Source organism: Sodalinema gerasimenkoae IPPAS B-353 (assembly GCF_009846485.1).
Classification (GTDB): Bacteria; Cyanobacteriota; Cyanobacteriia; order Cyanobacteriales; family Geitlerinemataceae; genus Sodalinema; species Sodalinema gerasimenkoae.
On record NZ_ML776472.1, the window covers coordinates 2,250,825 to 2,277,001 of the forward strand.

Annotated in this window: 37 protein-coding genes; 35 read left to right on the plus strand and 2 right to left on the minus strand. The window is 51.4% G+C overall.

Annotation, left to right across the window (positions count from 1 at the left end; genetic code table 11):
- Window positions 1–611: 611 nt before the first annotated feature.
- Window positions 612–1,085 carry an NAD(P)H-quinone oxidoreductase subunit N gene (ndhN, locus tag L855_RS09810; protein WP_159787427.1) on the minus strand — a complete coding sequence of 158 codons (474 nt, stop codon included), beginning with the start codon at window positions 1,083–1,085 and terminating at the stop codon, window positions 612–614.
- Window positions 1,086–1,819: 734 nt separating this feature from the next.
- Here ndhN and rplC point away from each other — a divergent pair.
- The 31 genes from rplC (at window position 1,820) to prfA (ending at window position 19,686) form a co-directional block, all read left to right on the plus strand.
- The gene (gene rplC, locus L855_RS09815) at window positions 1,820–2,458 is read left to right on the plus strand and encodes a 50S ribosomal protein L3 (RefSeq protein WP_159791059.1); all 639 of its coding nucleotides are present in this window, start codon (window positions 1,820–1,822) and stop codon (window positions 2,456–2,458) included.
- Window positions 2,459–2,633: 175 nt separating this feature from the next.
- Entirely contained in the window at window positions 2,634–3,266 is a 633-nt protein-coding gene (gene rplD / locus L855_RS09820) for a 50S ribosomal protein L4 (protein ID WP_159787430.1), read from the plus strand.
- Window positions 3,259–3,564, plus strand: coding sequence for a 50S ribosomal protein L23 (locus tag L855_RS09825; RefSeq protein ID WP_159787433.1), 306 nt, complete (start codon window positions 3,259–3,261; stop codon window positions 3,562–3,564). Before rplD ends, L855_RS09825 begins: the two co-directional genes overlap by 8 nt.
- 44 nt (window positions 3,565–3,608) lie before the next feature.
- Complete coding sequence (gene rplB / locus L855_RS09830; protein WP_159787436.1) at window positions 3,609–4,472, plus strand: 50S ribosomal protein L2; 864 nt, start codon at window positions 3,609–3,611, stop codon at window positions 4,470–4,472.
- A 110-nt stretch (window positions 4,473–4,582) separates the two neighbouring features.
- Window positions 4,583–4,861: a 30S ribosomal protein S19 gene (gene rpsS / locus L855_RS09835; RefSeq protein WP_068787955.1), complete on the plus strand. Its 279-nt coding sequence runs from the start codon at window positions 4,583–4,585 to the stop codon at window positions 4,859–4,861.
- A gap of 26 nt (window positions 4,862–4,887) precedes the next feature.
- Window positions 4,888–5,250 carry a 50S ribosomal protein L22 gene (rplV, locus tag L855_RS09840; RefSeq protein WP_159787439.1) on the plus strand — a complete coding sequence of 121 codons (363 nt, stop codon included), beginning with the start codon at window positions 4,888–4,890 and terminating at the stop codon, window positions 5,248–5,250.
- Window positions 5,251–5,267: 17 nt separating this feature from the next.
- Window positions 5,268–5,996: a 30S ribosomal protein S3 gene (rpsC, locus tag L855_RS09845; RefSeq protein WP_159787442.1), complete on the plus strand. Its 729-nt coding sequence runs from the start codon at window positions 5,268–5,270 to the stop codon at window positions 5,994–5,996.
- A gap of 67 nt (window positions 5,997–6,063) precedes the next feature.
- A complete protein-coding gene (gene rplP / locus L855_RS09850; protein ID WP_068787958.1) occupies window positions 6,064–6,477 on the plus strand; it encodes a 50S ribosomal protein L16 in 414 nt (137 codons plus the stop codon).
- Between the two features lie 7 nt (window positions 6,478–6,484).
- Window positions 6,485–6,841: a 50S ribosomal protein L29 gene (rpmC, locus tag L855_RS09855; protein WP_159787445.1), complete on the plus strand. Its 357-nt coding sequence runs from the start codon at window positions 6,485–6,487 to the stop codon at window positions 6,839–6,841.
- A 60-nt stretch (window positions 6,842–6,901) separates the two neighbouring features.
- Window positions 6,902–7,153, plus strand: coding sequence for a 30S ribosomal protein S17 (rpsQ, locus tag L855_RS09860; RefSeq protein WP_159787448.1), 252 nt, complete (start codon window positions 6,902–6,904; stop codon window positions 7,151–7,153).
- A gap of 54 nt (window positions 7,154–7,207) precedes the next feature.
- Complete coding sequence (rplN, locus tag L855_RS09865) at window positions 7,208–7,573, plus strand: 50S ribosomal protein L14 (RefSeq protein WP_068787960.1); 366 nt, start codon at window positions 7,208–7,210, stop codon at window positions 7,571–7,573.
- Window positions 7,574–7,927 carry a 50S ribosomal protein L24 gene (gene rplX / locus L855_RS09870; RefSeq protein WP_068787961.1) on the plus strand — a complete coding sequence of 118 codons (354 nt, stop codon included), beginning with the start codon at window positions 7,574–7,576 and terminating at the stop codon, window positions 7,925–7,927.
- 72 nt (window positions 7,928–7,999) lie between these two features.
- Window positions 8,000–8,545, plus strand: a complete 546-nt coding sequence (rplE, locus tag L855_RS09875; RefSeq protein WP_159787451.1) for a 50S ribosomal protein L5 — start codon at window positions 8,000–8,002, stop codon at window positions 8,543–8,545.
- Window positions 8,546–8,568: 23 nt separating this feature from the next.
- Window positions 8,569–8,970 (plus strand): 30S ribosomal protein S8, encoded by a 402-nt coding sequence (rpsH, locus tag L855_RS09880; RefSeq protein WP_068787963.1) that lies wholly within the window; start codon window positions 8,569–8,571, stop codon window positions 8,968–8,970.
- Between the two features lie 65 nt (window positions 8,971–9,035).
- Window positions 9,036–9,578, plus strand: a complete 543-nt coding sequence (rplF, locus tag L855_RS09885) for a 50S ribosomal protein L6 (RefSeq protein WP_159787454.1) — start codon at window positions 9,036–9,038, stop codon at window positions 9,576–9,578.
- A gap of 78 nt (window positions 9,579–9,656) precedes the next feature.
- Entirely contained in the window at window positions 9,657–10,019 is a 363-nt protein-coding gene (rplR, locus tag L855_RS09890) for a 50S ribosomal protein L18 (protein ID WP_159787457.1), read from the plus strand.
- 38 nt (window positions 10,020–10,057) lie between these two features.
- Complete coding sequence (rpsE, locus tag L855_RS09895) at window positions 10,058–10,591, plus strand: 30S ribosomal protein S5 (RefSeq protein WP_159787460.1); 534 nt, start codon at window positions 10,058–10,060, stop codon at window positions 10,589–10,591.
- A gap of 138 nt (window positions 10,592–10,729) precedes the next feature.
- Window positions 10,730–11,218, plus strand: coding sequence for a 50S ribosomal protein L15 (gene rplO, locus L855_RS09900; RefSeq protein ID WP_159787463.1), 489 nt, complete (start codon window positions 10,730–10,732; stop codon window positions 11,216–11,218).
- 68 nt (window positions 11,219–11,286) lie between these two features.
- A complete protein-coding gene (secY, locus tag L855_RS09905; protein ID WP_159787466.1) occupies window positions 11,287–12,588 on the plus strand; it encodes a preprotein translocase subunit SecY in 1,302 nt (433 codons plus the stop codon).
- A gap of 6 nt (window positions 12,589–12,594) precedes the next feature.
- Window positions 12,595–13,146 carry an adenylate kinase gene (locus L855_RS09910; protein WP_159787469.1) on the plus strand — a complete coding sequence of 184 codons (552 nt, stop codon included), beginning with the start codon at window positions 12,595–12,597 and terminating at the stop codon, window positions 13,144–13,146.
- Window positions 13,147–13,302: 156 nt separating this feature from the next.
- Window positions 13,303–13,527 carry a translation initiation factor IF-1 gene (gene infA, locus L855_RS09915; protein WP_068787970.1) on the plus strand — a complete coding sequence of 75 codons (225 nt, stop codon included), beginning with the start codon at window positions 13,303–13,305 and terminating at the stop codon, window positions 13,525–13,527.
- A 148-nt stretch (window positions 13,528–13,675) separates the two neighbouring features.
- Window positions 13,676–13,789 carry a 50S ribosomal protein L36 gene (gene rpmJ / locus L855_RS09920; RefSeq protein WP_071591960.1) on the plus strand — a complete coding sequence of 38 codons (114 nt, stop codon included), beginning with the start codon at window positions 13,676–13,678 and terminating at the stop codon, window positions 13,787–13,789.
- Window positions 13,790–13,940: 151 nt separating this feature from the next.
- A complete protein-coding gene (gene rpsM, locus L855_RS09925; protein WP_159787472.1) occupies window positions 13,941–14,324 on the plus strand; it encodes a 30S ribosomal protein S13 in 384 nt (127 codons plus the stop codon).
- Between the two features lie 113 nt (window positions 14,325–14,437).
- Window positions 14,438–14,830 (plus strand): 30S ribosomal protein S11, encoded by a 393-nt coding sequence (gene rpsK / locus L855_RS09930; protein WP_159787476.1) that lies wholly within the window; start codon window positions 14,438–14,440, stop codon window positions 14,828–14,830.
- 135 nt (window positions 14,831–14,965) lie between these two features.
- Window positions 14,966–15,907 carry a DNA-directed RNA polymerase subunit alpha gene (locus L855_RS09935; protein ID WP_246198792.1) on the plus strand — a complete coding sequence of 314 codons (942 nt, stop codon included), beginning with the start codon at window positions 14,966–14,968 and terminating at the stop codon, window positions 15,905–15,907.
- 82 nt (window positions 15,908–15,989) lie between these two features.
- Window positions 15,990–16,340, plus strand: a complete 351-nt coding sequence (rplQ, locus tag L855_RS09940) for a 50S ribosomal protein L17 (protein WP_159787482.1) — start codon at window positions 15,990–15,992, stop codon at window positions 16,338–16,340.
- Window positions 16,341–16,345: 5 nt separating this feature from the next.
- Window positions 16,346–17,191 (plus strand): tRNA pseudouridine(38-40) synthase TruA, encoded by an 846-nt coding sequence (truA, locus tag L855_RS09945; protein ID WP_159787485.1) that lies wholly within the window; start codon window positions 16,346–16,348, stop codon window positions 17,189–17,191.
- Window positions 17,192–17,193: 2 nt separating this feature from the next.
- Complete coding sequence (gene rplM, locus L855_RS09950) at window positions 17,194–17,649, plus strand: 50S ribosomal protein L13 (protein WP_159787488.1); 456 nt, start codon at window positions 17,194–17,196, stop codon at window positions 17,647–17,649.
- Window positions 17,649–18,056, plus strand: a complete 408-nt coding sequence (gene rpsI / locus L855_RS09955) for a 30S ribosomal protein S9 (protein WP_159787491.1) — start codon at window positions 17,649–17,651, stop codon at window positions 18,054–18,056. The genes rplM and rpsI overlap by 1 nt, the downstream gene beginning before the upstream one ends.
- Window positions 18,057–18,205: 149 nt before the next feature.
- Window positions 18,206–18,442, plus strand: a complete 237-nt coding sequence (gene rpmE, locus L855_RS09960) for a 50S ribosomal protein L31 (RefSeq protein ID WP_159787494.1) — start codon at window positions 18,206–18,208, stop codon at window positions 18,440–18,442.
- 134 nt (window positions 18,443–18,576) lie between these two features.
- Window positions 18,577–19,686, plus strand: coding sequence for a peptide chain release factor 1 (gene prfA, locus L855_RS09965; protein WP_159787497.1), 1,110 nt, complete (start codon window positions 18,577–18,579; stop codon window positions 19,684–19,686).
- Window positions 19,687–19,715: 29 nt separating this feature from the next.
- Here the strand turns inward: prfA and L855_RS09970 are convergent, their stop codons facing one another.
- A complete protein-coding gene (locus L855_RS09970) occupies window positions 19,716–21,155 on the minus strand; it encodes a TIGR03985 family CRISPR-associated protein (protein ID WP_159787500.1) in 1,440 nt (479 codons plus the stop codon).
- Between the two features lie 61 nt (window positions 21,156–21,216).
- Between L855_RS09970 and crn3 the strand changes: the two genes are divergently transcribed.
- From crn3 to L855_RS09990, 4 genes are all read left to right on the plus strand, one after another.
- Window positions 21,217–22,140, plus strand: coding sequence for a CRISPR-associated ring nuclease Crn3/Csx3 (gene crn3 / locus L855_RS09975; RefSeq protein ID WP_159787503.1), 924 nt, complete (start codon window positions 21,217–21,219; stop codon window positions 22,138–22,140).
- A 431-nt stretch (window positions 22,141–22,571) separates the two neighbouring features.
- Window positions 22,572–24,080 (plus strand): RNA-directed DNA polymerase, encoded by a 1,509-nt coding sequence (locus tag L855_RS09980; RefSeq protein WP_159787506.1) that lies wholly within the window; start codon window positions 22,572–22,574, stop codon window positions 24,078–24,080.
- A 123-nt stretch (window positions 24,081–24,203) separates the two neighbouring features.
- Window positions 24,204–24,998 (plus strand): CRISPR system precrRNA processing endoribonuclease RAMP protein Cas6, encoded by a 795-nt coding sequence (gene cas6 / locus L855_RS09985; protein WP_159787509.1) that lies wholly within the window; start codon window positions 24,204–24,206, stop codon window positions 24,996–24,998.
- 11 nt (window positions 24,999–25,009) lie between these two features.
- On the plus strand, window positions 25,010–26,173 hold the full coding sequence (locus L855_RS09990; protein ID WP_159787512.1) for a CRISPR-associated protein: 1,164 nt from the start codon (window positions 25,010–25,012) through the stop codon (window positions 26,171–26,173).
- The last annotated feature ends 4 nt before the right edge of the window (window positions 26,174–26,177 follow it).

The following is a 26,177-nucleotide window of genomic DNA, read 5'->3' on the forward strand; positions in this document are numbered from 1 at the left end:
TAATCCGGCAAATGCTGGGGATTTACCATTAACGATCAATAAAATCAGATCTCGTGTGAGCGGCGGTGCAATGCACACCTATTATGACGGAGCTGTGATTCTAAATTCAGAATCAATCCATGAATTAGTAGCTCGTGAGGGTGCGATCGCGTTTTTCGCTCTCGTTTTGCTGTAGTCTTATTTCAACTCTTAAATGAGTGACTATCAGCTGGTAGCTACACCTGTTTGCGATGCTAGCGAGTCAGTTCCCTAAGTGACAAGGGGGAGAGACCATGAACACCATCATTGATGACTCGACTCACAAGCTGCTAAGGACGAATCTATGGGGGATTGAGCTTTTTATGGATTTCTCCATATTTTTTTGGGCGACCTTAACAAATGTTTAATAATCTCACCTTTGCCCTGGTTAATTAACTCATGAAAATTAGGATATTGGTATTACAAATAAAAATACTACTGCCTGGACATATTTGGCTTCACCAGACGGGTAATCCCTATACATGCTCTAGTCTGCCATTCTTCCGAGTCCCCCCTCCTCAAATGGAAGCCCCCCCGATTTGACAGCAGACCGAGGGGGCTAATTAGATCGAACCCAATTGGGTTACATGAACCTAAGCCGGAACTAACGCTTCTTCCAGGTGCATCCAGCGGACGAACCGCTCACCGCCAACTTCAACGACGACCTTGACGCGAGGCTCAATTTTCGGCAACGCCGTTAGATATTCCAATTCTTGACGGGAGAGAACTCGACCATCGATAATCCAAAGTAATAGACCCTTACAGTCTTTGGGGAGATTCTCCAGTTCTGTGGTGACCACTGGGGGAAGATAGGCAATGGGACCCACTGCACCATCGCCATAGTCTTTTTTGCCTAAGTGGGGCGGACGCACCCCATGCACTCCCATCAAATAAGCTGCTAAATCGCCTAAGCCGCGAGCGTTGAGGGTGATGTTGCTGTAGCCAGCGGCTCGTACTCGCCGTTGGTAGCGACCGGCGAACCCGCCTTCGAGGGGGGCATAGACCGCCAATGACCCAGCATTCTCCAAGTCTCGCAAAAATTTTTTACCGTTGATCAAGAGTCCCATAATCTAATCTGTAAGATTCTATTGAGTGCAATTGTGTGCGATCGCGAACGTGCGGGAACCGCAATCGCCGCTCAGACCACCGCTCAGCCCCTAGTATAGACCCAAGCCTAGGCCTGTACTCTAATCCATCGGTGCGATCGCCAAGCGTGTAGGAAGTGCGATCACACCCCAACCCATCCCCCTTCCCCCCATATCAAAAAAGATTTCCCCTTTACCTAGACAGTTGCCGCAAAATACTATATATTAGGAAGTTGCGACTGAAACTCGTAAGAAGCGCACATACGACTCCACCTGAGTCGTTCATTGCATCGCGCCGCCTAGGTTGGGACTGGCTAATTTCCCAGCAAGGCATACCGGTCGCAAGCGTAGAGGCTTTTCCCAGCGTCTTGGACTCTAAGTTCGAGGCAATGCGGGAAGACGGAGATGGGTTGCTTTGGTTCTCCTAACCGAGACTTGAGCAGGTCAATCCGGGGATACTGGGTCAATTCCTAGCATAGTGCTGAATTTTCCTAAGTCTCAACCGAACCTAAACTCGGTCGCCTCGGAATCAGCTTTCGCGAGACCCCAGCCAACAAACCTGCGATCGCCAAGATCATCTTCAGACGCACTCCCAACCCGGAGTGCAGTTCTAACGTGACTTGGTGTTGGTCTGGCGCGACGTTGAACTCTCGGGCAGGATCGCAGCCCGCCTATCTTCAGTCTGTGTAGTGGCGAAACAAGGAGAAAGCAGTACCGTGTCTGTTGGGATTCTCGGCAAAAAGGTCGGCATGACCCAAATCTTTAGCGAAGATGGCAAAGCCATCCCCGTTACAGTCGTCGAAGCCGGTCCGTGTAAAATCACGCAAATCAAGACCAAAGAAACCGACGGTTACGAAGCCGTCCAAATTGGTTACGAGGAAGTTAAACCTAAAAACCTTAACCAACCTTTACTGGGTCATCTGAAAAAATCCGATGCCCCCCCTCTGCGTCACCTCCGTGAATACAAACCGCAGAGTGTGAGTGACTATGAACTAGGGCAAACCCTCACCGTAGAGCTGTTCAGCGATGGTCAACTCATCGACGTGAGCGGCAACAGCATCGGTCGAGGTTTTGCTGGATATCAAAAGCGCCACAACTTCAAACGTGGGCCCATGTCTCACGGGTCGAAAAACCACCGCTTGCCCGGTTCAACCGGCGCCGGAACCACCCCCGGTCGGGTCTATCCCGGCAAACGGATGGCCGGTCGTAAAGGCGGCAGTCGCGTCACCGTGCGTAAACTCACCGTCGTCAAAACTGACCTCGAAAACAACTTAATCCTCGTCAAAGGCGCCGTCCCCGGCAAACCTGGCACAGTATTGAGCCTCAGCCCTGCCAACATCGTTGGCGAATCGTAAACGTCCCATCCTGGAACAAAACACAGACAAATTGAGCCTCAGCCCTGCCAACATCGTTGGCGAATCGTAAACGTCCCATCCTGGAACAAAACACAGACAATCAACATGGTTAATTGTGTCGTTCGCAACTGGCAAGGTGAAGAAGTGGGACAAGCTTCCCTTGACCTCAAACAACATGGTTAATTGTGTCGTTCGCAACTGGCAAGGTGAAGAAGTGGGACAAGCTTCCCTTGACCTCAAAGTTGCCAAAGAAGAAACCGCAGCCCACATCGTCCATCGCGCCCTCGTGCGTCAGATGGCGAATGCCCGCCAGGGCACTGCCTCCACCAAAACCCGCGCTGAAGTACGTGGCGGTGGCCGCAAACCTTGGCGACAAAAAGGAACAGGTCGCGCTCGCGCCGGTTCCATCCGTTCTCCCCTCTGGAGAGGGGGTGGTGTCATTTTTGGTCCCAAACCTCGGGATTACAACCTGAAAATGAACCGCAAAGAACGGCGGCTGGCCTTGAGGACTGCCTTCCAAAGTCGCTCAGAAGACCTAATTGTGGTCGAAGAGTTCGCCGAGGAATTTCCCCGTCCTAAAACCCAAGACCTGGCCGCAGCCCTCCTACGTTGGGGAGTTCAGTCCGAGCAAAGAGCACTGCTTATCTTGCCGGAACTGCCTGACAACATTTATCTGTCAGCCCGTAACCTAGAGCGGTTAAAAGTCATCACCGCAACCAATCTCAACGTTTACGACCTCTTGCACGCCGACTACATCATTACCACGGCGGCGGGGTTAGCCAAGATTCACGAGGTTTACAATGACTAAACCCATTGACCCCCGTACCCTGTCCGACCTGATTAAACGTCCCATCATCACCGAGAAAGCCACGTTGTTGATGGAGAGCAATCAATATGTTTTCGACGTGTCGCCCAAAGCGACCAAGCCGGAAATCAAGGCTGCCGTCGAACAAGTCTTTGATGTCAAGGTCATTTCCGTCAACACCAGCACCCCTCCCCGCAAGAAAAAACGGGTCGGGCGCTTCATCGGTTACAAGAGCCAATACAAACGGGCCATTGTGCGTCTCGCTGAAGGTGACACCATCCCACTGTTCCCCGACGTTTAACCCAATCGGTCCTTACTTAGCAAACCCCAGCCAAGGTCAATACTATGGGTATCCGCTCATACCGCCCTTATACTCCGGGAACTCGACAGGCGACCGTTTCGGACTTCGAGACCATTACCCGCGATAAGCCCGAAAAGAGCCTAACAAAATCCAAACACCGCGCCAAAGGTCGCAATAACCGAGGCGTCATTACCTGCCGCCATCGCGGTGGTGGGCACAAACGTCGCTATCGTCTCATCGACTTCCGACGGGATAAACATAACGTTCCCGCTAAGGTCGCTCAGATTGAATACGACCCCAACCGTAACGCCCGGATTGCCTTACTTCACTACCTCGATGGTGAAAAGCGCTACATCCTGCATCCAACGGGACTCACCGTAGGCACGCAAATTGTCTCCGGTCCCGACGCTCCTATTGAAGTGGGCAACGCCCTGCCTCTGTCCAACATTCCCTTAGGGACGACCGTTCATAACGTTGAACTCAATCCCGGACGGGGGGGACAAATCGTCCGCGCCGCTGGGACCAGTGCCCAGCTCGTGGCCAAAGAAGGCAACTTCGTCACCCTGAAACTGCCTTCGACTGAAGTCCGCATGGTGCGTCGTGAATGCTACGCCACCATCGGTCAAGTGGGTAACGCCGACGCCAGAAACCTAACCCTAGGTAAAGCCGGTCGTACCCGCTGGAAGGGTCGCCGTCCTCAGGTTCGAGGCAGCGTCATGAACCCGGTGGACCACCCTCATGGTGGTGGTGAAGGCCGCGCCCCCATTGGTCGCAGCGGTCCGGTTACCCCTTGGGGTAAACCCACCTTGGGGATGAAAACCCGCAAGAAAAACAAACAAAGCAGCAAATACGTGGTGCGGCGTCGCCGGAAGACCTCCAAACGGAGCCGGGGCGGACGCGAGAGCTAGTACAGTCTCACGCTTTTGTCAAGCTAAATTTGGCGGATCCGCCAAATTTAGGGTCAAGCTTTGTTTCATCTGCTGGACATCCCCCGTTTACACTCCCGTTTGGAATACCTATGAGTCGATCGCTAAAAAAGGGCCCCTTCATCGCCGATAGCTTGATGAAGAAACTCGAAGCCCTCAACGCCAAAAACGAAAAACAGGTCATCAAGACCTGGTCTCGTGCCTCGACCATCGTGCCGCAAATGATCGGACATACCATCGCCGTCCATAACGGACGCGCTCATGTCCCCGTTTACGTCAACGAACAAATGGTCGGACACAAACTTGGAGAATTCGCCCCAACGCGCACCTTCCGAGGTCACGCCAAAAGCGACAAAAAAGTCCGCCGATAACCTGAAAACGAGTAAGGAGAAGCCTGATGGCTGTCGATACCAGTGAACAAGTGAAGGCGATCGCGCGTTACGTCCGCATGTCCCCCAAAAAAGTGCGTCGTGTCCTCGACCAAGTTCGAGGCCGTTCCTATCGGGAAGCACTGATTATCCTGGAGTTCATGCCCTACCGCGCCTGTGAGCCTGTACTGAAAGTCCTACGCTCCGCCGTGGCTAACGCCGAGCATAACCTAGGACTTGACCCCCAAACCCTAGTGGTGAGCGAAGCCTTCGCCGACGAAGGCCCCGGTCTAAAACGCTACCGCCCCCGCGCCCAGGGTCGCGCCTATGCCATTCGCCGACCCACCTGCCATATCACTGTGGCAGTTGCGCCTGACTACGAAGAAGACTAAGAGAGGACTCGACACTCGTGGGACAAAAGATTCACCCAACAGGTTTTCGCCTTGGGATTACCCAAGAGCACCGCTCGCGGTGGTTTGCCGATAGCAAACGCTATCCCGAACTCCTACGCGAAGACCGTCTAATTCGGGACTACATCAGTAAAAATCTTAATAACGCCGGCATTTCCGAAGTCCACATCGAGCGCAAAGCCGATCAAGTGGACCTCGAAATTCGCACCGCTCGTCCCGGTGTGGTCGTCGGTCGCGGCGGCAGTGGCATTGAGAGCTTACGAACCAATCTGCAAGCCCAACTCGGTGGCAGCAACCGCCAAATCCGCATCAACGTCGTTGAAGTGGCTCGGGTTGACGCAGATTCTGCCCTAATCGCTGAATACATCGCCCAGCAACTCGAACGTCGGGTTTCCTTCCGCCGGGTTGTGCGCCAAGCCATTCAACGGGCCCAGCGCGCTGGCGTCGAAGGCATCAAAGTTCAAGTGTCTGGGCGGCTCAACGGTGCAGAAATTGCCCGAACCGAATGGACGCGCGAAGGTCGTGTTCCCCTGCATACCCTGCGGGCAGACATTGACTATAGCTACCGTACCGCTCGCACCGTGTACGGCATCCTAGGGGTCAAAGTTTGGATTTTTAAAGGTGAAATCCTACCCGGACAAACCGATAAACCCGCTCCGAGCGCCCCTCAACCCCGTCGTCGCCAACAGCGTCGTCGCCAGTTTGAAGACCGTTCCAACGAAGGATAAACCTCACCCATTGCCTCGGCACTGGTGATACCCATCCTGCCCTTGTCCACCGTTTGATCCGTTGATCATGCTCAGTCCCAAACGTACTAAATTCCGCAAACAACATCGCGGACGGATGCGCGGCTTAGCAACCCGTGGGAACACCGTTGATTTCGGTGATTTCGGACTCCAGGCCCTTGAACCGTCCTGGATTACCTCTCGCCAAATCGAAGCCAGCCGTCGTGCTATGACCCGCTATATCCGACGCGGGGGAAAAATCTGGATTCGCCTGTTCCCGGATAAACCCGTGACCATGCGCCCCGCTGAAACCCGGATGGGTTCAGGTAAAGGGAACCCTGAATTTTGGGTTGCCGTGGTTAAACCCGGTCGCATGATGTTTGAAATCGCCGGGGTTCCCGAAGAAACCGCTCGGGAGGCGATGCGCTTGGCATCCTTTAAATTGCCCATCAAGACCAAGTTTATCAAGCGCGAAGGAGAGTAAACTCACTATGGCTCTACCCCAAATCGAAGAGGTTCGTAACCTCTCCCCAGAGGACATCGCCGAGCAGGTTCTTCAGGTGAAAAAACAATTGTTCGACCTGCGCTTACAACAAGCCACCGGACAGTTGGAGAAAACCCACCAGTTCAAACACCTGCGCCATCGTTTAGCTCAACTGCTAACTGTGGAAGGGGAACTCAAGCGGCAAGCGGCTGCTCAAGCTGCTCCTCAAGCGGACTCTGAGGTTTCGACCGAATCCACCACCTCGGTTGTGGAAGCTAGCGAAACCCCAGCCTCCTCTGAGGCCACCGCTGACGCTACGGCTGAAGAAGCTCCCGCTGAAGAAGCCACCGCTGAAGAGGAGTAGGACCAGTTAAGTTCACTGTGATCCTTCACCCCCCTGACACATCTCTCATCCCCATTTGTTATGGCAGTTAAAGAAAGAATCGGCACCGTCGTCAGCAGCAAAATGGATAAAACCGTCGTTGTTGCTGTCGAAACTCGGGTTCCTCACCCCAAATATGGGAAAACGATGGTTCAAACTCGTCGCTATAAAGCCCATGACGAGGACAACAACTGCAACGAAGGCGATCGCGTCCGTATTCGCGAATCCCGCCCTCTGAGCAAAGAAAAACGCTGGGTAATCGTCGAAACCCTCAGCCACGCCAGCGGAGTTTAACTCTCCCCTGAGCCATTCCCTTGTTCACCGAACCCCCCATAAGGGAGACTGACCGTGATTCAAAAAGAAACCTACCTCAATGTAGCTGACAACAGCGGGGCGCGGAAGCTCATGTGCATCCGTGTCCTCGGGGGGAATCGTCGTTATGCCCACGTTGGCGATACCGTAATCGCCGTCGTCAAAGACGCACTTCCCAATATGCCCATCAAAAAATCCGACATCGTGCGCGCCGTCATCGTCCGCACCCGTAAAAATCTCTTGCGGGAAAGTGGTATGAGCATTCGCTTCGATGACAACGCTGCTGTGATTGTCAACCCTGAAGGAAATCCCAGAGGGACTCGGGTTTTCGGACCCGTTGCCCGTGAACTCCGGGAAAGAAACTTCACCAAAATTGTATCCCTCGCGCCGGAGGTCCTATAAATGGCTAAAAAACAACGCCAAACTACCCCCGTCCGCCACAAAATGCACGTCAAAACTGGCGATACCGTCCAACTGATCGCCGGCAAAGACAAAGGTAAAGTGGGCGAAGTCCTGCGAGCCATCCCTGAAACCAGTCAGGTGATTGTCAAAGGTGTCAACATTCGCACCAAGCATGTCAAACCCACCCAAGAGGGTGAATCCGGTAGCATCAATACCTATGAAGCTCCGGTTCACAGCTCCAACGTCATGCTCTACTCCAATAAAGAAAAAGTAGCCAGTCGGGCTTGCTATACCTTTACCGAAGACGGTCGTAAAGTCAGAAAGCTCAAAAAAACCGGCGAAATCATTGACTAAATATCCACTCGGGCGATCGCACCCCGGACTCAGTCCTGACCCAGACCAGGACATCATCCAGACATCACGATCATGACACAGCGACTCAAAACCCTCTACTTAGAGACCATTGTTCCGAAACTCAAATCCGAGTTTAACTACGAGAACATCCACCAAGTCCCCCGACTCTCCAAAATCACCGTCAACCGAGGCTTAGGGGAAGCGTCCCAAAACGCCAAAGCCCTCGAGTCTTCTCAGCGGGAACTCGCCGTTATCACCGGACAAAAACCCGTGGTGACGCGCGCTAAAAAATCCATTGCTGGCTTCAAAGTCCGCGAAGGAATGCCCGTTGGGGTGATGGTGACCCTACGTCGAGAACGGATGTATGCCTTTCTCGATCGCTTGATCAGCATTTCCTTACCCCGGATTCGTGACTTTCGTGGCATTAGTCCCAAAAGTTTTGATGGTCGAGGCAACTACACCCTCGGGGTCCGTGAACAATTGATCTTCCCCGAAGTAGATTACGACAGTATTGACCAGTTGCGGGGAATGGACATCTCCATTGTCACCACAGCCAACACCGACGAAGAAGGTCGTGCGTTGCTTAAGGAAATGGGAATGCCCTTCCGCAGTAATTGAGGCAGGTTAGATAAGAGGAAACTATGGCGGCTAACGACACCATTGCAGATATGCTGACGCGCATTCGCAATTCCACCTTGGCGCGGCACGACACGACGCAAGTGCCGTCCACCAAGATGACGCGCAGCATTGCCCAAGTCTTACAGGACGAAGGCTTCATTTCGAATTTCACAGAAGACGGCGAAGGCATCAACCGCCATCTCGTCATCTCACTCAAGTACAAAGGCAAACATCGTCAACCCACCATCAAGAAGCTTAAGCGCGTCAGTAAGCCGGGCTTACGAGTTTATTCCAACCGGAAAGAACTCCCTCGCATCTTGGGCGGAATCGGTGTTGCCATCATTTCCACCTCCCACGGGATCATGACCGATCGCGAGGCCCGTCGCCAAGGCGTTGGCGGAGAAGTTCTCTGCTACGTCTACTAGACGCAACCGCTAGTTGACCGTCTCTCATCCCATTTCACCCGTAAGACAACCGCAGAGAAACCGCAATGTCTCGAATTGGCAAACGTCCTATACCCGTTCCTAAGAACGTCACCGTCAACCTTGACGGACAAGCTGTTTCCGTCAAAGGTCCTCTAGGAGAACTCTCACGGGACTTCCCCCGTGAAGTCAGCTTCACTCAAGAAGACGACGGAACGATTCTCGTTCAACGTCGCGATGAGTCCCGTCCATCCCGCGCTCGTCACGGACTGAGCCGCACCCTCCTGGCCAACATGGTCGATGGAGTCTCCAAAGGCTTTGAACGGCGACTCGAAATCCAAGGCGTGGGCTATCGCGCCCAAGTCCAAGGGCGGAAACTGATTCTCAATGTTGGCTACAGTCAACCCTTTGAACTCAATCCTCCCGAGGGCATTGATATCAGCGTCGAAAACAACACCAACGTCATTGTTAAAGGGATTAACAAAGAAGTTGTTGGTAACGTCGCGGCTCAAATTCGTGGCGTACGTCCCCCTGAAGTCTACAAAGGCAAAGGGATTCGCTACGCTGGCGAACAAGTCCGTCGTAAGGCCGGGAAAGCCGGGAAGAAATAATTTCCTCTGGCGATGCCCTCAGGCTTTTAATTTTCCTTTACCTCCAGGCTTTTCAAACGCCGATTCCCTATTGTCACTATGAAACTGACCCGAAAGCAGTCCACCCATCGCCGACATCGTCGGATTCGCCGTAAAGTGCAGGGAACTACGGAACGCCCGAGAGTGGCTGTCTTCCGTTCCAACCAGCACATCTATGTCCAGGCGATTGATGATACTCAACATCACACCCTAGCCACCGCTTCCACCCTCGATCCCGATTTACGGGCCAACCTCTCGGGGAGTGCCACCTGTGAAGCCTCGGCAAAAGTTGGTGAGCTTCTCGCCAAACGCCTTAAGGACAAAGGCATCGATAAAGTTGTATTCGATCGCGGGGGCAACCTCTATCACGGTCGAGTGCAGGCCTTAGCTGAAGCCGCTCGTGAAGCTGGTCTTCAGTTCTAAGACGTCTCTCAAACGTACTACGCACGATAGGATCCAACATGGCAGAACAACGCGATCGTCGCAAAAAAGGCAACCGTAACCGCGAAAAAGACTCCGAATGGCAAGAGCGCGTCGTCCAAATTCGCCGCGTCACCAAAGTGGTTAAAGGCGGTAAAAAACTCAGCTTCCGCGCCATTGTTGTCGTTGGCAATGAACGAGGACAAGTGGGAGTAGGGGTTGGCAAAGCCGGTGATGTCATCGGTGCCGTCAAAAAAGGCGTTGCCGATGCCAGAAAACACACCGTAACCGTTCCTCTAAACAAAGCCAGTTCCATCCCCCACCGGGTGAATGGAGAAGCCGGTGGTGCTCGCGTGATGATACGTCCTGCGTCTGCTGGTACTGGGGTAATTGCCGGCGGTGCCGTTCGTACCGTCCTCGAACTCGCAGGCGTTCGTAACATCCTCGCCAAACAACTCGGGTCGAGTAATCCCCTAAACAATGCTCGCGCCGCTGTCGATGGACTCTCGGCCCTGCGTACCTTTGGTGATGTGGCCAAAGAACGGGATATTCCCTTAGAGCAAGTCTTTTCCTAAAGGCATTTCTCAACACCCCGTCGGCATCACCCACGCCCTCAATCCGGTTAACAGTTGACCCCAGGGTTCGCTGTTCACTTGCGGGCGACCCCATGGGCCCGGCCCAAGCAAACTGTTCACTGTTCACTGTTATACATCATGAGATTACAAGACGTTCAGCCGCAACCCGGCTCTAAAAAACGCCGCCGTCGTCTCGGTCGTGGGATTGCTGCCGGACAAGGGGCAAGCTGCGGCAAAGGAATGCGCGGCCAAAAGTCTCGTTCCGGTGGCGGAACCCGACCGGGATTTGAAGGGGGGCAAATGCCCTTATACCGCCGAGTGCCGAAACTCAAGCACTTTACGGTCATCAATCCCAAACAGTACACTATTGTTAATGTGGGTCAACTGGCTTCGTTTACAGCGAACAGTGACGTGACCTTAGCCTCCGTGCTTGATGCGAACATTGTTAATTCTCAGCAAGGTCCGCTCAAAATCTTAGGTGATGGCGAGTTAACGGTTGCTCTAACCGTAACAGCTGCTGCCTTTACTCGAAGTGCCCGTCAAAAAATTGAAGCGGCTGGCGGTCGCTGTGAACTCGTTACTGGGAACACCTCTGACAACGGCACTCAAGCTGACAACGCCGAGTAATTGCCGAGTGATTCAAGGGCACGGAGTATTCAATCGACGCTCACAGGTATCAGCTAGAGGTTCCCGTTATGGTAGTCAATCGAGAAAAAGCGCCAACGGCTCAGGAAACATTTATGCAGATGGCCCAGGCGGCCGGTCTTCGTGGCCGTATCCTGGTGACCATTGGCTTAATTTTTGTGGTCCGCTTGGGAATTTATCTTCCAGTTCCCGGCATTGACCGAGTGCGTTTTGCCGCCGATTTGCAGGGTAGCCCCTTTTTGGGACTCCTGGATGCGTTTTCGGGGGGAGGCTTGCAAACCTTAGGGATTTTCGCCCTGGGGATTTTGCCCTTTATTAACGCCTCGATCGCCATTCAGCTTCTGACGGCGGCGTTGCCAACGTTGGAAGATTTACAAAAAAATGAGGGAGAAGCGGGACGGCGCAAGATTTCCCAAATTACTCGTTACATTGCCCTCGGGGTGGCGGTGCTGCAAAGCATCGGTATTGCCCTCTGGACCAGTGCTTACGCCTATGACCCAGGGCCGCTGTTTGTGGCTCAGACGATGATTGCTCTAGTAACGGGGGCCATGTTTGTGATGTGGGTCTCGGAGTTGATTACTGAGCGTGGTATTGGTAACGGTGCCTCCCTGTTGATTTTTGTCAACATTGTGGCCGTGTTGCCCGGTTCCTTAGGGAATACCATCCAATTGGCTCAACAAGACCAAGCCATTGTCGGACGGGTGATTCTGTTGTTACTGGTGTTCCTCGTCACTATTGTCGGGATTGTCTTTGTCCAAGAAGGCGCACGACGCATTCCCATTATTTCCGCTCGTCGGCAGGTGGGTCGTCGTCTGTACCGCGAACGCACCAACTATCTCCCTTTGCGTCTGAATCAAGGAGGGGTGATGCCGATTATTTTCGCCTCCAGTTTCTTGATTTTGCCGGGCATTATTGCTGGTGCAACCAACAATCCAACTTTGGTCCGAATTTCGGAGTACCTTAGCCCAGGGGGCCCCACGCCTTGGCTCTATGCCCTGTTCTACCTGGTGCTAATTCTGTTCTTCAGTTATTTCTACGCCTCCTTAATCCTCAATCCTGTGGATTTGGCGCAAAACCTGAAAAAAATGGGATCGAGTATTCCGGGGATTCGTCCGGGACGGGCTACGAGCGAGTATATTGAGCGAATTTTAAACCGGTTGACCTTCTTGGGAGCCGTCTTTCTTGGTGTGGTGGCAACGGTGCCAACGGCGGTAGAAAGTGCCACTCGGGTCACAACCTTTCAAGGGTTTGGGGCAACCTCATTACTGATTTTGGTGGGGGTTGCTATTGAGACGGCAAAGCAGATTCAAACTTATGTCATCTCGCAACGTTATGAAGGAATGGTGAAATAAGAACTTATGCGTTTGATTTTTTTGGGACCGCCAGGGGCGGGGAAAGGTACACAGGCTCAACGGGTTTCTCAACGCTTGGGAATCCCTCATATCTCGACTGGGGATATTCTCCGCCAGGCGGTTGCCGATCAAACGCCCTTGGGACAAAAAGCTAAATCCTATATGGACCGTGGGGATTTGGTTCCCGATGACCTGATCTTGGGGTTGGTGCGGGAGAGGCTGCAACAGGATGATGCTCAATCGGGCTGGATTTTGGACGGCTTTCCCCGTAATTTGTCTCAGGCTCAGTTCTTGGATACGTTGTTGGCTGAGATTCATCAAACCTGCGATCGCGCGGTGAATTTTACGGTTCCCGACGATGAGATTGTGCAGCGGCTAGTGGCCCGGGGTCGTCAGGATGACAAAGAGGAAACGATTCGTCACCGTCTGATGGTATATCGCCAGGCCACAGCCCCTCTGATTGAGTTCTATGAGCAGCAATCGCGCTTGCTCTGTGTTGATGGGAGCCAGGAAATGGACGCTGTCACGGAATATCTCAGTCAAGGATTGGCGGCGTGATACTAAATTTGGAGATTTGTCAAGGTATTTTGCCATTTTTTTGCTAAAATACCGAGGGAAATCCTGGGGAGCGATTGCGGTTCCCGCACGCTTCACGATTGCGGTTCCCGCACGTTTCACGAGCGCCCCAATGTGTTGAACAGAAAGGAGACCTACGTGGCTAAACAAGACCTAATCGAGATGGAAGGAACCGTAACCGAGTCCCTTCCCAATGCAATGTTTCGAGTGGATCTCGATAACGGCTTTAACGTTCTTGCCCATATTTCGGGGAAGATTCGCCGCAATTACATCAAGATTCTGCCCGGCGATCGCGTCAAAGTCGAATTGACTCCCTATGACCTAGAAAAAGGTCGTATCACCTACCGGTTGCGGAAAAAATAACCGTCAATCTTTCTCTGGGGTCTCTCAGAATGGCCTCATCTCAACTGAGCTTGGCCTCGGCAACGACTCCACTTTGGAGTCAGTTTCCCTGTCGTCAAGACTGAAAATCAGTTATAATATCAAGTTTGTAAGTATTGCAACCCAAGTCATGAAAGTTCGAGCATCAGTCCGCAAAATGTGCGAAAAGTGTCGCGTGATCCGACGACGCGGACGCGTTATGGTGATCTGCACCAATCCCAAGCACAAACAACGTCAGGGCTAACAGCCTAAGCAAATTCAGACTCACATCGGACTTAGGTCTGACCCCCATCATACCCCGAAACACTCATCCAGAGGGTGGGGCCAGCCAGAACTCCCCCACCTCGGCAACAGGATTGCCCATTACACGACGAATTTCATCATAAGGAAAAACCATGGCACGGATTGCAGGAGTTGACCTCCCCCGCGACAAACGCATTGAAATTGGACTGACCTATATTTACGGCATTGGCCTGAAGCGATCGCAAGCGATCTTAGCGGCTACCGGAGTAAACCCCGATACCCGCGTCAAAGACCTCAGCGACAGTGACGTAGCCAGCCTGCGGCAGCATATTGAAGAGACCTACCAAATCGAAGGGGATTTGCGTCGTTGGGAAACGATGAATGTCAAACGACTCGTCGATATCGGCTGTTATCGCGGTCGCCGTCATCGGATGGGGCTTCCCGTTCGGGGACAACGTACCCGCACCAACGGTCGGACTCGTCGCGGAACCCGCCGCACTGTGGCTGGGAAGAAAAAACCCGGCTTGAAAAAATAATCCCCATCTCCTGAGGGCCTCATGAGAGGTCAGGAGGGTTGGGGAAACCCATCCTCGAATCGGGGCCAGATGGCCCATCTCACCGCGAAACCCAATCCTAACCACAATTTATTATGGCGAGACAACCTAAAAAATCCGGTCCACGGAAGCAAAAGCGTAACGTCCCCAATGGCGTAGCGTACATCCAGTCCACCTTCAATAACACCATTGTCACCATTACCGACTCGCGCGGTGAGGTGATTTCCTGGGCCTCTGCCGGTTCTAGTGGCTTCAAGGGCGCCAAAAAAGGAACCCCTTATGCCGCTCAAACGGCGGCTGAAAGTGCAGCCCGTCGTGCTGGCGACCAAGGAATGCGTCAAATTGAAGTGATGGTGAATGGCCCCGGTGCCGGTCGTGAAACCGCTATCCGTGCCTTACAAGGGGCTGGTTTGGAAATCACCCTCATCCGTGACATTACCCCCATTCCCCATAACGGCTGTCGTCCCCCCAAACGTCGACGGGTCTAACACAGCCGACGGTCAAGGGCTGTTGCCGGCGATCGTCAATCACGCCGCATACTTGTGGGCAAATGTCAAGCCTTACGCAAGATGCACTAAGCCTAACAGCTTCACATGGGGAATCAGTATTCGGGAGGTCACGCCGTGGCGCAGTTTCAAATTGAATGTGTTGAAAGTAACACTGAAAAAGACCAAGGACAATATGGCAAGTTCACGGTCGAACCCCTAGAACGGGGACAAGGAACCACCGTTGGCAATGCCCTACGGCGAGTCCTGTTGTCAAACATTGAAGGAACCGCCGTTACGGCTGTCCGCATTGCCGGTGTGAACCATGAGTTTGCCACCATTCCAGGAGTTCGCGAGGATGTTCTGGAAATTTTACTTAACATGAAAGAGGTGGTGCTCAAAAACCACGGGGGTCAGCCGCACATTGGCCGGCTGATGGTTCAGGGACCGGCCATGGTCAGTGCCGAAAATTTTGATCTTCCATCTGAGGTTGAACCCACCTCAGCCAACCAGTACATTGCGACCTTGGCTGAAGGGGCAACCCTGGAGATGGAGTTCAAAATTGAGACCGGAACCGGTTATCGTTCCGTTGACCGCAGTCGTGATGAAGGTGGTTCCCTGGATTTTCTGCAAATCGATGCCGTGTTTATGCCGGTCCGCAAAGTCAACTACACCGTAGAAGACGCGCGTATTGGTGGCTCCCTCGATAAAGATCGGCTGATCTTGGAAATTTGGACCAATGGGAGTATCTCACCCCAGGAAGCCCTCAGCCAAGCCGCCAAAATCTTGGTAGAGTTGTTTACACCTCTGCAAGATATTACCCTCGAATCGCTTAAAGACGATTACACCCCCGACGAAGACCCCACCAGCCAAATTCCCATCGAGGAATTGCAACTGTCGGTTCGGGCGTATAACTGCCTGAAACGTGCTCAGATCAACTCCGTTGCTGATTTACTGGATTACTCCCAAGAAGACCTCTTAGAAATTAAGAACTTCGGTCAAAAATCGGCGGAGGAGGTGATCGACGCGCTTCAACAACGTTTGGGGATTACCCTTCCTCAAGAGAAGGCCAAAGCCTAAGTCGAGCCACGACCGGTCATAGCTCGACAGCTAGGGCAAAGGTTGGGTTCACTGTTTCGCTCATTGTTTAGCTCAAAGTATTATGCGTCACTCTTGTCGTGTCCCTCAACTCGGCAAACCTGCCGACCAGCGTAAAGCACTCTTGCGATCGCTGACCACCGAATTGATCCGCCATGGGCGGATTACCACCACCAAAACCCGGGCCAAAGCTGTTCAGTCTGAAGCCGAGCATATGATTACCTTGGCCAAAGAAGGAACCCTAGCGGCCCGCCGTCGGGCCCTGGGCTATATGTACGATCCCCAACTGGTTCACGCCCTCTTTGCTGGGGTTAGTGAACGCTATGGGAGTCGCAATGGCGGCTATACTCGGGTTCTGCGCACCGTGAATCGTCGCGGTGACAACGCGAAAATGGCGATTATCGAACTGGTCTAACGTTCATGGGCGATCGCGTTCCTACGCCAACCCAACGGGTTGCCTTAGTAGTTCAATACCTCGGTCATCCTTTCTACGGTTGGCAACGACAAGCCCATCATCGGACGGTTCAGGAGGAAGTAGAACAGGCGATCGCCAAGGTCTTAGGCTACCCGGTGGTGATTCACGCCGCTGGCCGCACCGATACCGGGGTTCACGCCGCCGCCCAAGTGGTTCATGTGGACGTCAACAGTCCCATTCCTGCCCACAAATGGGCTGTAGTGCTGAATAATTCTCTCCCTGAGGGGATTCTCATTCGCGCCTCGGCCCCCGTCAGTTTCGACTGGCACGCTCGTTTTTCTGCGACCTGGCGGCGTTATCGGTATCTGTTATACACCGCAGCCCGTCCTAACCTGTTTATCGAGCCGTTTGTCTGGCATTACTATCACGAACCCATCGATGAACAGCGGATTCAAGCCGCCCTGACCCCCCTCCTGGGTCGCCATCATCTCTCGGCCTTTCGTCGCGCCGGGTCCTCTCGTCCCCACTCTTGGGTGGATGTGCAAGAGGTTTTGTGCCAGCGACATGGGCCCGTGGTCTGCCTAGAAGTCCAAGCCAGTGGCTTTCTCTATGGCATGATGCGCTTACTGGTGGGGATGTTGGTTCAAGTGGCAACCGGACGGCGATCGCTCGACGAGTTCGAGAACATCTGGAAACACGAACGGCGCGAAGCGGTCAAGTATGCCGCCCCCGCTAAGGGACTGTGCCTCTTAGATGTCGGCTATCCCGAGAGTCCGTTCCCCCCTGAGGCGCGATCGCAGGCCATGCCTCACTTCCTATTTGACCCCTTATCCATCACGCCGGATCATTGATTATGACTGCAAAAACCCATATCCCACCTGTTGACTCGATCGATCGCCAATGGTATGTCATTGACGCGACGAATCAACGCCTCGGCCGACTCGCCAGTGAAGTGGCTCAAATCCTACGGGGCAAAAACAAAGCGAATTACACCCCCCACATGGATGTCGGCGATTTCGTCATTATCATTAATGCCGAAAAAGTAGCCGTCACCGGTAAAAAAAGCTCCCAGAAGCTCTATCGCCGCCACTCCGGTCGTCCCGGTGGGATGAAGGTCGAAACCTTCGCTAAACTACAGGCTCGTATTCCTGAGCGAATTATTGAGAAAGCCGTCAAAGGCATGTTGCCCAAACAAGCCCTCGGCCGGCAACTGTTTACCAAACTCAAAGTCTATCGGGGACCGAATCATCCCCATGAAGCTCAAAAGCCTCAAACCCTCGTCATTGACACCAATACTGGAGAGAACTAATGGAAACTGACCAAAACCGCGTTGTATATTGGGGAACCGGACGACGCAAAGAAGCCGTTGCCCGTGTTCGTCTCGTCCCTGGAGATGGCCAACTCGTCGTTAACAAGAAACCCGGCGATCTCTATTTACAGTTCAACCCGACCTATATTTCCAGTGCCAAGGCCCCTTTGGAAACCTTGGGCTTGGAAAATGAATACGATATCCTGGTGACAGTCCACGGCGGTGGCTTAACCGGACAAGCTGATGCGATTCGTCTCGGAGTGGCTCGGGCCTTGTGCAAACTTGATCCCGATAACCGTCAACCCCTGAAAATTGAGGGCTATCTCACCCGTGATCCCCGCGCCAAAGAGCGGAAGAAATACGGCTTGCGCAAAGCTCGTAAGGCACCTCAGTACTCCAAACGTTAAGAGGCCGGGTGAGGTTCTCCTTCGTCAACACCAGGTTGCTGACGGACGTAGAGAATTATTCACATTAAAATGGCAGGGGGGCCCTAGCCGATCTAGCGACACCGCCGTCATTTTTGTTCAATCACAGCATTCAAGAGAGAGTTTACATCATGCCCAAAGAAGGAATTCACCCTGAATGGTATCCCGATGCCAAGGTGTATTGTAATGGTGAGTTAGTGATGACCGTTGGCGCCACTCAGCCGGAAATCCATGTGGATGTTTGGTCGGGCAATCATCCGTTTTACACCGGGAACCAGAAGATTATTGATACGGAAGGACGGGTTGAGCGCTTCCTGCGTAAGTATGGCATGACCGATACTCGTGAAGAAAGCGATTCTCAGTCCTAGCTAGCCCGCCTTGTTGGGCGCGATTGCGGTTCCCCCACGCTTCGCGATCGCTGCCCTATTTTTTTATTCAATGGCGCACCCTCAACTCCATTACCGATTAAGCGTCACATTCTGAGAGAGCATCCAAGGGCATTATGGCTGAACAGTATTTACTAGACAAACTCAAATCCGTTCAACAAACGTTTCAAGAATTAACGAAACGGATGGCCGATCCTGATGTGGCCAGGGACCCCGATGAGTTTCAGAAAGTCGCCAAAGCCCGTGCCTCCCTAGAAGAGACGGTGCTCACCTACGAGAAATGGCAGCAGTTGACGCAGGAACTCAAGGGAGCCGAACAGGTCGTGAAGGATTCCGGGGGCGATCCCGAAATGCGGGAGATGGCGGTCATGGAAGTTGAGGAGTTGCAGGGAGAAATTCAACGCCTCGAAGATCGTCTGAAGGTGTTGTTACTGCCCCGAGATCCCAATGATGATAAGAACATCATGTTGGAGATTCGGGCCGGAACCGGCGGCGATGAGGCCGGGATTTGGGCCGGGGATTTGGTGCGGATTTATTCTCGGTATGCCGAGGGCCAACGTTGGCAGGTCAAACTCCTGAGTGAGTCTCCGGCGGATATGGGAGGCTTTAAGGAGGCGATTTTAGAGATTAAAGGGGACTCAGTGTACAGCAAGCTCAAGTTTGAGGCTGGGGTTCACCGGGTGCAACGGGTTCCGGCGACGGAAGCCGGGGGACGAGTGCATACCTCCACGGCGACGGTGGCGGTGATGCCGGAAGTGGATGATGTGGAGATTAAAATTGATCCCAAGGAAATTGAAATGTCTACGGCCCGTTCTGGGGGTGCTGGGGGACAGAATGTGAACAAGGTCGAGACGGCGGTGGATTTGTTCCACAAGCCGACGGGGATTCGCATTTTTTGTACCGAGGAGCGATCGCAGTTACAGAACCGAGAACGCGCCTTACAGATTTTGCGGGCGAAACTGTATGAGATGAAGTTACGGGAACAGAAGGAAGCGGTGACCTCGATGCGCCGGTCTCAGGTGGGAACGGGGGCGCGATCGGAGAAGATTCGCACCTATAACTATAAGGATACTCGGGTCACAGATCACCGCTTGGGTCAGAACTTCAATCTCGATTCCGTTTTAGAGGGAGAGATTGAACCAGTGGTTCAGGCTTGTATTACTCAGGATCAACAGGAGAGTTTGGAACGGTTGGCGGAAGCGAGCAATACGCCGACGTCGGTTTAACTGTTTGCAATCGGTGGGCTGACCAATTCTTAAGTACGTTGATAGTGTCGGAGTTCTTGTTTAGCTTCTTCGCTCATTTTTCTGCGCAGGGATAGAGGTAATAAGACCTCGCCGTTGGGTCGCCAATCCCGCAGTCGCATCAAGACATTGATATCGCCTTCACGAATCCAGGCGCGATAATAGACATCGTCGGGGGAGCGATCGCCCAAAATATTTAAAATTTTTTGCTGCTGTTGTGGATTGGTGAGGACATCGCCGATGAGGGAGGGGAGTTGGGAATAGGCGATCGCCTCGAAGGTGGGATGGCGGAGGGTGTTATCGACGTAGCGTTGGGCAAAAGAACGGGGAAAACGCATCAACAGCAGGGCATGGGGAAGATAAAAATTGAACCCCCAGGCGCGATCGAGTTCTCGACGCACCACATCGGCCTGGGGAAGTTCGCCGTTGCGTCGTAACTGTTTCAAGGCGCTGGGAATTTGGGGATCGCCCCAAGGGAGAATGGTGAGGCGATCGCTCTCGATGCGATCGAGTCGGTAATTGTGCCAATTGACAGTTCCATGGGGGTCACAGCCATAAGCACTGAGATATTTAGCCCGCCGGACATAGTGAAGACAGACAGGATAGGTGACAATGGAGACGGTTTTACTTTGGCTAAGACTATAGTTAAACTGAATCACTCCCGAGGAGGGAAGTTGCCAGAGTTGTTCGAGTTGTTCTTGATAGGTATCAACTTGATCTTGGCTGTCAGGAGGGAGAATATAGTCGAGATGGATGAAAATACGGGGGTCATCTGAACTCGGTTTGGAGCCATTGGAGGCGAGATGTTGCCAAAGGGTTTGAATGACCAGTTCTAGGTTCGGTTGCACAAAGGCAACGGATTCGAGGATGGGCAACAGTTGCCGGATTTGTTGGGACGTTAATAGGTTGGACTCGACTGAAGCGTTGTCTGAGCGTTGCGGCAATTTAGCCGGTGATAGGCATTTAAATTTTCCCCAGCCTAGGGCCTTGAGCCATCCTAACTCGGCCAGTTGTTTGAGGTCGTCCCGTAGGGAGCGGTGAACGGTGGCGAAGGGACAACTCTTGAGGATATGGTCGAGATCTCCCCGGCTGAGTCCGGTGTGAAATTGGATCTCGTCCCGCCAGCGGGGTTCTGAGAGACCCCATTGAGGGGCAAATAGGAGCTGATGAGATTGTTTGTGACAGAGACAATGGCGATCGCCACAGTGTTGACTGACGGCATCGGCGGCCGTGTGGTCGTCTTTGGGGTGACGGGGGCTGAAGAGGCGATCGCGGACATCGGGATAGCGAAAGGGGTTGGGTAAGTCCATCGACCAGTTGGGGGCGGTTCCGTAGAGGCGATCGACCCACAGCCAGAGTCGGATCGACCGTTGCAGGCGATTGGCCAGTTGGCCGGCAGCAAAGCCTTGTAATACCTCTGGAGTGGGCGCTTGGACGACCGGTTGTACCATAGTTTAGAAGACCCCAATTCAACCTGGGTGTTAGAGTAGCATAGATAAACACCTAGGGAGGATGAGTCCCGTGACAACCGCCGCCAGTGGTATTCAATTCAGCCTCCGTCGAGGTCAATCCCCCGATGGGGTGGAGTATCAAGTTTTAGGGATTAAGTTGACGGAACAGATTGTCAGTCCCGAGGATTTGGGGAGGGTTGAACTTCCCCAGGGGATTGATACTCGGATTGGCGTGATTCTCGATGGACGCGGACCGATTTGGCTTTATGGCTACCTCATCCATGAACTGCATCCGACCGCTTGGGTGGCCTGCAATGATCCCCGGCTGGGTGCGGTGGTGGTGGCAACTCATCGCAAGGGAGTGGCGGTGGGCCAGGTGATTGAGTTAGGCCAAGGGGGCGATCGGCTTCATCCAGCGTTAATGGTGGTGGGTCCCCCGGATAGTGGTAAAAGTGTATTTTCCCATCGTTTGTTTCAAGCGTTACTAACAGTAAATCCCAATGTTTATCTACAACGGGCTAATTGGGACGGGGAGGGAAATTATACCTTGGAACTTCCGCCGGGAGAAGACCCAGAACGGTTTAAGGTGGCAAATAAGGGGCGGTTAACGGAGGACTTTTTTCCTTACCATTCTGGAGCGATTTTGGCATTACGTCGGCAAAAAGACTTAACAATTGTCGATGTGGGGGGGATGGTGCAACCGGAGAAACAGCCGATTTTAGAGGCTTGTACCCATTATCTGATTATTAGTTCTAAGCCGGAGGAGGTGGAACGTTGGCATGAATTTTGCCGCGATCGGGGTAATTTGACTCCAGTGGCAGTGATTCATAGTATATTGGAGAGGGCTGAGACAGTCCATCAGGAGCAACCTTTCCTGGAACTGACTTGTGGGCCGTGGATTCGCGGTCAGTCTCGCTCGGTTCCTGACCTGGTGTTAGCGGAAATTCAGAAACTGCTCCTGAGTGCGTCCCTGTTAACTTCTTAGGGTCTCTCTGAACAACGTCTTCTTTTGCCTATCGTGATGCGTTACGTGTTGGCAACTCTCACCACATCTTGTCCCTGATTCGAACCTCTCGCATCAGGGACAAGACGGGGGTGTTACAAAAAAATCTTTGGAACCAACATTAGAGTTGCAGAGAAGATTTTTAATCACTAGGTTTAAGCAAGCAGTAGTCCAATTTTTTTTGTCTTAGGGCTGAAGATTCGTTATTTTGTTGTAAAAATGGTTTTGAGATATGGATGAAATTCCTGATTTTTCGTTGTTCGTCCAAAAAACCACGGAGTCGTGAATGCAGCTCAAAAAAAACGAACTCAGTCGTTATGTTCTTAATGAAATTAAAATTGATAAAATTTAAGCAGGTTCTTGAAAATTCTTTTTTATTTATAGCTTTACATATTGTAGGAGAGTTTTGAGTGATGATGCGGCTAGTTGAACTTTCAAGCCAAGAGGCAAAACAGCACTTCTTAAAGGGAAGTAGCTACTTTAACGGGGATATGCCAGAGTACATCAGCTTTGATCCGATCCTGAAGGATGTTGATAAAGTATTAAAGGGTAAAGATTATTTGGGATTTAAGGTTAACAATAATAATCCTCGTAATTTGCAAAATGTGAATTATAACTTTATTTCTAATAAAGATGGGAGGTTTGCTTGGAGACCTTTAGAGCTAATGCATCCAGCTATTTATGTTTCGTTGATCAACGTGATATGTGCCCCTGATAAGTGGAACTTGATTACTCAACGGTTTTCAGAGTTCGAAGGCGGAGCAGTGGACTGTTGTAGTGCCCCAGTCATGTCAGTTGATAATCAAACAGATGTGGCAACACAAATACAAAGCTGGTGGCAAAGGGTTGAGCAGCAATCTATTAGCTACTCCCTAGAATTTAGTCATGTTCTTCACACTGATGTAACCGACTGTTATGGCTCGCTTTACACACATAGCATTTCTTGGGCTCTTCATGGTATAGAACATGCTAAACGGAATAGAAGGAAAAGGAGTCTCATTGGCAACGAAATAGATGATCATATACAGGCGGGTAGATCTGGACAAACCAATGGTATTTCACAAGGGTCAGTTTTGATGGACTTCATAGCAGAAATTGTTCTTGGTTTTGTTGACAAGAAAATTTACGAAAACCTTGGTGAGCCAAGAGACTTTAAGATTCTAAGATATCGTGATGATTACAGAATATTTACCAACAGTGATTATAAAGCTGAGGAAATCTTAAAAATAATCAGTGATGAATTGCGTTCTGTCGGTATGAGGCTAGGCAATTCAAAGACTTTCATGAGCAGAAATGTTATCGAAGGATCTATTAAGCCAGATAAGCTAGCGGGTATTAATCTACAAGATCTTGGAAGTGCAAATGCCAAGACAGTTCAGAAACAGCTCCTACGGCTACATGCATTCGGGCAAAACTTTCCAAACAGTGGTGCATTACGTCGTTTAGTGAGTGATTTTCATATAGAATTATCCAAGCTAACCGAGAAGCCAGAAGATTTGGAAGTACAAGTTGCAATCGCCACCGACATTGCAGTTGTTTCGCCCAGCACTTTTTCAGTTATTGCTGCTATCTTAAGTCATTTGATTTCACTTTCTTCAGCTAATGAGAAACCTAAGTTGTGGGAAAAGGTACTTAAGAAAATGAAGCGTGTTCCTCATAATGGGTATCTAGAAATATGGTTGCAACGGGTAACGCAACCTCGAGCAGTAGGTATGAATATGACGTTTTTTAGTAATGAGCCGATTTGTCAAATCGTGAATCGCGAGGAGGTCGAATTATGGAAAAATACCTGGATTGGAAGCAATGAACTAAAAACAGCATTGGATGTCTCAAAAATTGTTATCGGCTCAGTAGATGAGGCTGAAGAAGTTGTCAGCCCTGAAGAAGTCGCATTGTTTCGGAAAAATGCACAGGCATATTGATAGAATGTATTCATGTTATCAATTAAAATACTTAAGGAATTGATGTTGATGAGTTTTTTTTATTATAAAAGAATGATATAAATATTTTCCAGGTTCGGTGAAACCTCAATCAATATCATCATAATGCTCATCCGATCGCACTGGAACCTAACCCCATCAGATACCGCCGTTCTCCCCCGTAGCTACCACCTAGAACTGGTGAAACATCTCCACGAACGACTGGGGTTAGACATGGGAGGACAACAAACCCCCAGCTTGACCTTTTCCGGACTCGTCGGTTCCGCCACCCGCACCCCCGAATTTGTCACCTTTCATCCAGAACACCCCTATCACCTCTCCCTGTCTGGCTTATCTGAGACGACCTCCAAAGCCATTTTCAACCTAGACTTAGGGGAAACCTTAGAGTTTTTGGGGTCTCAATTTCAGGTGGGCGATCGCCAACAGGATATCACCAGTTACGACCAACTCTATACAGAACTCATCGCCAACGAACCCGAACCCGACCTACAATTTAACCTAAGCTTTCTCACCCCCACCGGCTTCTCCCAAAAACGCATCTATCTCCCCCTCCCTGTTCCCCGTTTACTCTTTCAAAGTTGGCTCGATCGCTGGAATGAATTTGCCCCCGTCTATCTCGGCAGTTATGACCTGTTGGACTACTTAGAGGAGGCGATCGCCCTCAAATACCATAATATCAAAAGCTGTCGCTTTGCCATCTATCGCTCCTTTGCCACTGGCTTTCTCGGCGACATTACCCTACAAATTCCCCGACGGACTGACCCCCTCATTAGTCAAGTCGCGAACTTACTCGTTCACTACGCTAACTTTTGCGGAACTGGGGTCAAAACTCGCCTAGGAATGGGATTTACCAACTATCAAATCCCCGAACAGTCACGAGACAATTCAACCAATCTATAGAACTAAAAACCATGCAAACCACAATCCTCTCCACCATCGGCACTAGCCTACTCACCAATCAAATCAATCGCAACGACAGTGACGAAAAAACTTGGTATCCCAAACTGCGAGACAGTGCAAACCTCAAAGAAGCCGAACTTCCCAATGATAGTGAAGTCCGACTAATTATCTCAATCTTGAAAGAGCGAGCCGTCCAAAAACTTCAAAACAGCAAGATCCAAGCCATTCGCCGTGCCAGTGCTGAACTCAACGGAATTTATGGGTTCTATCATGATGACCTATCGGCAGAATCCGTGCAAGGCGATTTTCATTGGTTGATTGCAACAGATACCTATCAGGGAATCACCACCGCACAGATTGTCAAAGACTTTCTTCTGTCTCAAGGACTTTTAGTTGATATTTATGCACCAGGACAACTTTCGACAGCAAGCAGCCAAAGTTTTTCTGATGGCGTTGATGCTCTCATCGGCTGGCTAGAAGAAAATATAAAACCTTTGCAAGAGAATCCCCATGCCACAATTTGTTTTAATCTCGTCGGCGGCTTCAAGAGCCTTCAGGGATACTTAAACACCATTGGGATGTTTTATGCTGACGAAATTATCTATATTTTTGAAGGAGAAAACTCAGAACTCATCACAATTCCACGGCTCCCAATTACCGTTGACTACGAGGGACTGAGTCGCTATAAACGACAACTGGCATTGATGGCGGCGGGAGCAACTATTGCCATGGAAGAGCTACAGGGGATTCCGGAATCCATGATTTACCCAACTGGAGAACCAGAGGTAATGCTTTCCCTTTGGGGGCAGTTAGTCTGGAATCAGTGCAAGAAGCAACTCCTATCCTCCGAATTACTGGACTTCCCCTATTTTGACTATCGCAATTCTTTTAAAGCAGATTATAAAGCCATCACGAGCGCCACTGAACGGCTAAAGCTTCAAGAAGATTTAGCGAAAGTATCCAAACTTTTAATTGAGTCTCAGGGAGACACGAGCGTTTTGAATCCTGCTTTTAACTACACCCGTTACCAAGGAACCCCAAAAAATCAAAAAATTGACCATTTTCGTGTAAATCTGAGTCAGCGAGTTAGTTGTGAGCAACAGGATGACAAACTGGTGCTGCGATATTATGGAACTCATAACCATGTCGAAGGAAAAGAGGGAATAAGACACTAATCTG